Origin of the sequence: Corallococcus sp. AB030, from assembly GCF_003668965.1 — a bacterium.
In the GTDB taxonomy this organism is placed as follows: domain Bacteria; phylum Myxococcota; class Myxococcia; order Myxococcales; family Myxococcaceae; genus Corallococcus; species Corallococcus exiguus.
In genome coordinates, this window is sequence record NZ_RAWQ01000376.1 from 1 (window position 1) to 4,266 (window position 4,266).

Annotated in this window: 5 protein-coding genes; all 5 read right to left on the reverse strand. The window is 67.0% G+C overall.

From position 1 onward, the window contains the following. Nucleotides 1-435, reverse strand: a 435-nt coding sequence (locus D7Y15_RS42505) for a hypothetical protein (RefSeq protein ID WP_121756115.1), incomplete at its 3' end; no start/stop codon positions are given. Beyond that, nucleotides 432-1,631 carry a hypothetical protein gene (locus D7Y15_RS42510; protein WP_121756116.1) on the reverse strand — a complete coding sequence of 400 codons (1,200 nt, stop codon included), beginning with the start codon at nt 1,629-1,631 and terminating at the stop codon, nt 432-434. The genes D7Y15_RS42510 and D7Y15_RS42505, both read right to left, overlap by 4 nt. Beyond that, nucleotides 1,628-2,188, reverse strand: a complete 561-nt coding sequence (locus D7Y15_RS42515; protein WP_120567453.1) for a cytochrome c — start codon at nt 2,186-2,188, stop codon at nt 1,628-1,630. The genes D7Y15_RS42510 and D7Y15_RS42515 overlap by 4 nt, the downstream gene beginning before the upstream one ends. Then, nucleotides 2,185-2,730 (reverse strand): DUF3341 domain-containing protein, encoded by a 546-nt coding sequence (locus tag D7Y15_RS42520; RefSeq protein WP_120567452.1) that lies wholly within the window; start codon nt 2,728-2,730, stop codon nt 2,185-2,187. Before D7Y15_RS42520 ends, D7Y15_RS42515 begins: the two co-directional genes overlap by 4 nt. Nucleotides 2,731-2,734: 4 nt before the next feature. After that, nucleotides 2,735-4,174: an NrfD/PsrC family molybdoenzyme membrane anchor subunit gene (gene nrfD / locus D7Y15_RS42525; protein ID WP_120581528.1), complete on the reverse strand. Its 1,440-nt coding sequence runs from the start codon at nt 4,172-4,174 to the stop codon at nt 2,735-2,737. Nucleotides 4,175-4,266 lie beyond the last annotated feature (92 nt).

Below are 4,266 nucleotides of genomic sequence, written 5' to 3' on the forward strand. Positions count from 1 at the left end.
GGCCGGGGCCGGCGTGGGCGCCGGAGCCGGCTCGCGGGCCTTCTGGGCCTCGGTCGTGATGACCTGGTCCATGGCCTGCCCCAGCGACTTGTGGGCGGTGACGCCCGGCTGGTCACCCCAGCCGTTCTTCAGCGCCTGGTGCTGGCCGCCAAGCTTCTCCGCCGCGCGCCAGTCCTGTTCGAACAGGCGCTGGTTCACGATGCCAATCTCGTACTGGCCCACCGCGGCGGGGCGGGGGGGAGGACCGTCCGGCTGGGCGTCCTGCATGGTGACGACCTGGATGCGCCAGGCCCACACCGCGCCCACGAAGAAGAGCACCATGGCGCCGACACCGACGCCGATGATCTTCCCCATGACCAGGTGGTCTTCCTCGGCGGCGACGCCATGCGCGCCGACGATGACCCGCGATTCGACTTCGGACTGGGTCTTCTTCATGGCTGCACGTACCTCAGGGACTCCGCGATGTAGGGGTCCTTCACCGGGAACGTGTACTTGTTGCGCGCCCGGTACAGGGCGTAACCCACCGAGACTCCGCCCACGCCCACGAAGGCCGTGATGAGCGTCCAGTGGAACGTCGGACCGGCCTCACCGGAGTACGCCGGCCAGATGAGCCAATACAGGTCCACGGCGTGCATGAGAAGCATGTAGACGGCCGCCATCGCCAGGGTCCCGGTCTTCTCCTTCAGCTTGCGTGACAGCAGCGTGAAGAACGGCAGCACGAAGTGGCCGAAGAAGATGACCAGGGAGACGCCGCGCCACGGGCCGTACATGCGCAGGCCGTACCACGGGGCCTCTTCCGGGATGTTGGCGATCCACACCAGCAGGAACTGGGAGAAGCCGATGTAGGCCCAGAACGCCGTGAAGGCGAAGATGAGCTTGCCCAGGTTGTGGTAGTGCGGCGTCTTCACCAGGCTGCCGTACAGGTCCTTGCCCTGGGCCCGGATCGTGGCCAGCGTGAGGACGCAGAAGGCGGCCAGGAAGCTGCCGGCGAAGTAGTAGACGCCGAAGATGGTGGACTGCCACAGCGGGGTGAGGCTCATCAGCCAGTCGAAGGACGCGAAGGTGATGGTCAGCGCCAGGAAGGGCAGGGCGCCCGGGGAGAAGCGGCGCTGCTTGACGGTGAGCTCCAGCCCGCCCACCTCGTCCTGCTGGGTGCTCCATCCGTACAGCCGCTGGGAGACGAAGATCCACACCGCGAAGTAGATGACCTGGCGGACGGCGAAGAAGGTCCCGTTCAGGTAGTGGGCCTTCTTATGCGACAGGTGCTCCACCTCGATGCCGTGGATGTGGGCGGCCAGCGGCGAGCCATCCACCCAGGGGTACATGTGCTTCATCATGGGGATGAAGGCGAGGATGAGCACCGCGAAGACGGGCACCGCGATGGACATCGTCTCCATGGCGCGGCGCAGGACGATGGGCCACTTCGCCTTCGCCGTGTGGAAGATGGCCAGCATGATGAGGGCGGACACGCTGATGCCGACCCAGTAGGTGAAGCCCAAGAGGTAGCTGAAGCTGGTCGCCTCGGGGTTCATGAAGAAGCCCACGGCGGTGAGCACGAGGCCCACCACGCCCAGGCCGAACGCGGGCACCATCAGCTTGGGCGTGCCGGTGTAGCGCTCCATGGCAGTCATCGGTTCTCCTGCGGGACGGGCTGCGTCCCGGCGGTGCTGCGGGCGGCCTGCAGCGCGCGCACATAGGCGACGACGGCCCAGCGCTCGCGCGTGTCGAGCTCACCCGAGAAGGACGGCATGATGCCGTAGCCCTCGTTGATGGCGGTGTAGAAGTGGCCAGCCGGCTTGTCCGCGAGCTCCAGCAGGGACGGCGGCAGGCGCAGCGCCATGTTCTCCGCGACGACGCTGTTGCCGTCGCCGAGCACGCCATGGCACTGCGAGCAGACGATGTTGTACTTCTTCTGGCCAAGCTCCAGCAGGTGCTTGTCCACCGGCAGCGGGATGGCGTTCACGGCCACGCCGTTGGCGCGGCCCGTGGAGATGCCCGGGTTGCCCACCGGCCGCTCGCGCGGGACGGTGCCGGCGGGGGGCACGCGCATGGCGCGCCCGTCCGGCCAGAACTCGGACGTCTCGTAGTACTCGTACTTGGCCTGGTGCTCCATGCGCTGGAGGAACTCAGAGCTGACGTTGCAGCCCGTGAGCGCGGCGAGCCCGGCGGCGGGGATGAGCCACCTCATTCGTTCTCTCCCGACACGACGGTCACGTGGGTCGCGCCCAGGGCCGTCAGCTGGTTCTTGACGTCCGCGGCGTCCGTCCCCGTGGGGTGCGGGATGCTCAGCCAGAAGCCGTGCGTGGACGCGCTGCGGAACTCTTCCGACTCGAAGGCCGGGTGGTAGGGCTGCGGCAACTTACTCAGGCCGAGCAGGCCGAAGAAGATGCCGAACGCGGCGAACAGCACGCTCAGTTCGAACGTGATGGGCACCCAGGCCGGGAGGCTCAGCAGCGGACGGCCGCCGACGTTGAGCGGGTAGTCGACGGTGTTCATCCACGTCTGCATCGTGAGGGCGGTCACCATGCCGGTGAGGCCGCCGCCCAGGGCGATGAAGGGCATGCGAGAGGGCGGCAGACCGAGGGCCTCCGACCCGCCGTGCAGCGGGTACGGGGAGTAGGTGTCCATCCCCTGGAAGCCCTTCTCGCGCATCTGCTGCGTGGCGGAGACGAGGGCTTCCGGGGTGGCGAACTCGGCCATCACCCAGGAATCAAGGACCTTGGCTTCCATGATGCTAGTGCGCTCCGTGGGTGGCCGCGGCGTCCGAGCCGTGGTGTCCGTTGCCATGGGCGGCGTGGGCGGCGTGCTTGAGCTCCAGCTGGAGCTCCTTCACCTCGCTCACCGCGACGGCGGGAACGAACTTGAGGAACAGGAGGAACAGGGTGCCGAACAGGCCCAGCGTGCCGATGTAGATGCACCAGTCCACCCAGGTGGGCGTGTAGATGTCCCACGAGGAGGGCAGGAAGTCCTGCGACAGCGACGTCACGATGATGATGAAGCGCTCGCACCACATGCCGATGTTCACCGCGATGGACGCCACCCACATGATGGGGATGCTGGTGCGGGCCTTCCTGAACCAGAAGATGTTCGGGGTGATGACGTTGCAGGCGATCATCAGCCAGTACACGCCGGCGTAGGGGCCCGTGGCGCGGTTCACGTAGAAGGTCCAGAACTCGTACTGGTTCATGGAGTACCAGGCGATGAAGTGCTCCATCATGTACCCGTAGGACACGATGAGGCCCGTCGCGAGGATGACCTTGTTCATGTTCTCCAGGTGGCGGTCGGTGATCACGTCCCGGAGGCCCAGGTACTTGCGGGCGGGGACGATGAGCGTGATGACCATCGCGAAGCCGCTGAACACGGCGCCGGCCACGAAGTAGGGCGGGAAGATGGTCGCGTGCCAGCCCGGAATCTGGGACACGGCGAAGTCGAACGACACGATGGTGTGCACGGACACCACGAGCGGCGTCGAGAGGCCGGCGAGCAGCAGGTAGCCAACCTTGTAGTTGTGCCAGTGACGGCCGGAGCCGCGCCAGCCGAGCGCGAAGAGGCCGTAGATGGTGCGCTGCAGCTTGCCCTTGGACGAGTCACGCAGGGCCGCCAGGTCCGGGATGAGGCCCACGTACCAGAAGAGCGCGGACACCGTGAGGTACGTGGAGATGGCGAACACGTCCCACACGAGCGGCGAGCGGAACTGCGCCCAGGCGCCCAGGGTGCTGGGGTAGGGGAACAGCCAGAAGGCGAACCAGGGACGGCCCGTGTGGAGCAGCGGGAACAGGCCGGCGCACATGACCGCGAACAGCGTCATGGCCTCCGCGAAGCGGTTGATGCTCGTGCGCCACTTCTGCTGGAAGAGCAGGAGGATTGCGGAGATGAGCGTACCGGCGTGGCCGATACCGACCCACCAGACGAAGTTGATGATGTCGAACGCCCAGCCCACCGGCTGGTTGTTGCCCCACACGCCGATGCCGCGCGCGAGGGTGTACGTGACACCAACGACCAGGAGGCCCAGCGCCGCGGACGTGATGCCCAGCAGCATGAACCAGCCCTTGCCGGGCTTGCGCCAGACATGGTCCAGCAGCGTTTCATTGAGGGACTTGTCGTCGTGGTGCGGCGCGACGAGGTCCCGGGGCTCGAGGGGGTCGAGCGGGAGTGCGTGTGCGGTCTCGGCCATGACGGTCAGTGACCTCCTTCATGCGCCGGCGCGGCTTCAGCAGGGGCGGCGGGCACGAGGGCAGGGTTGGGGTTGCGCAGGCGGATGAGGTG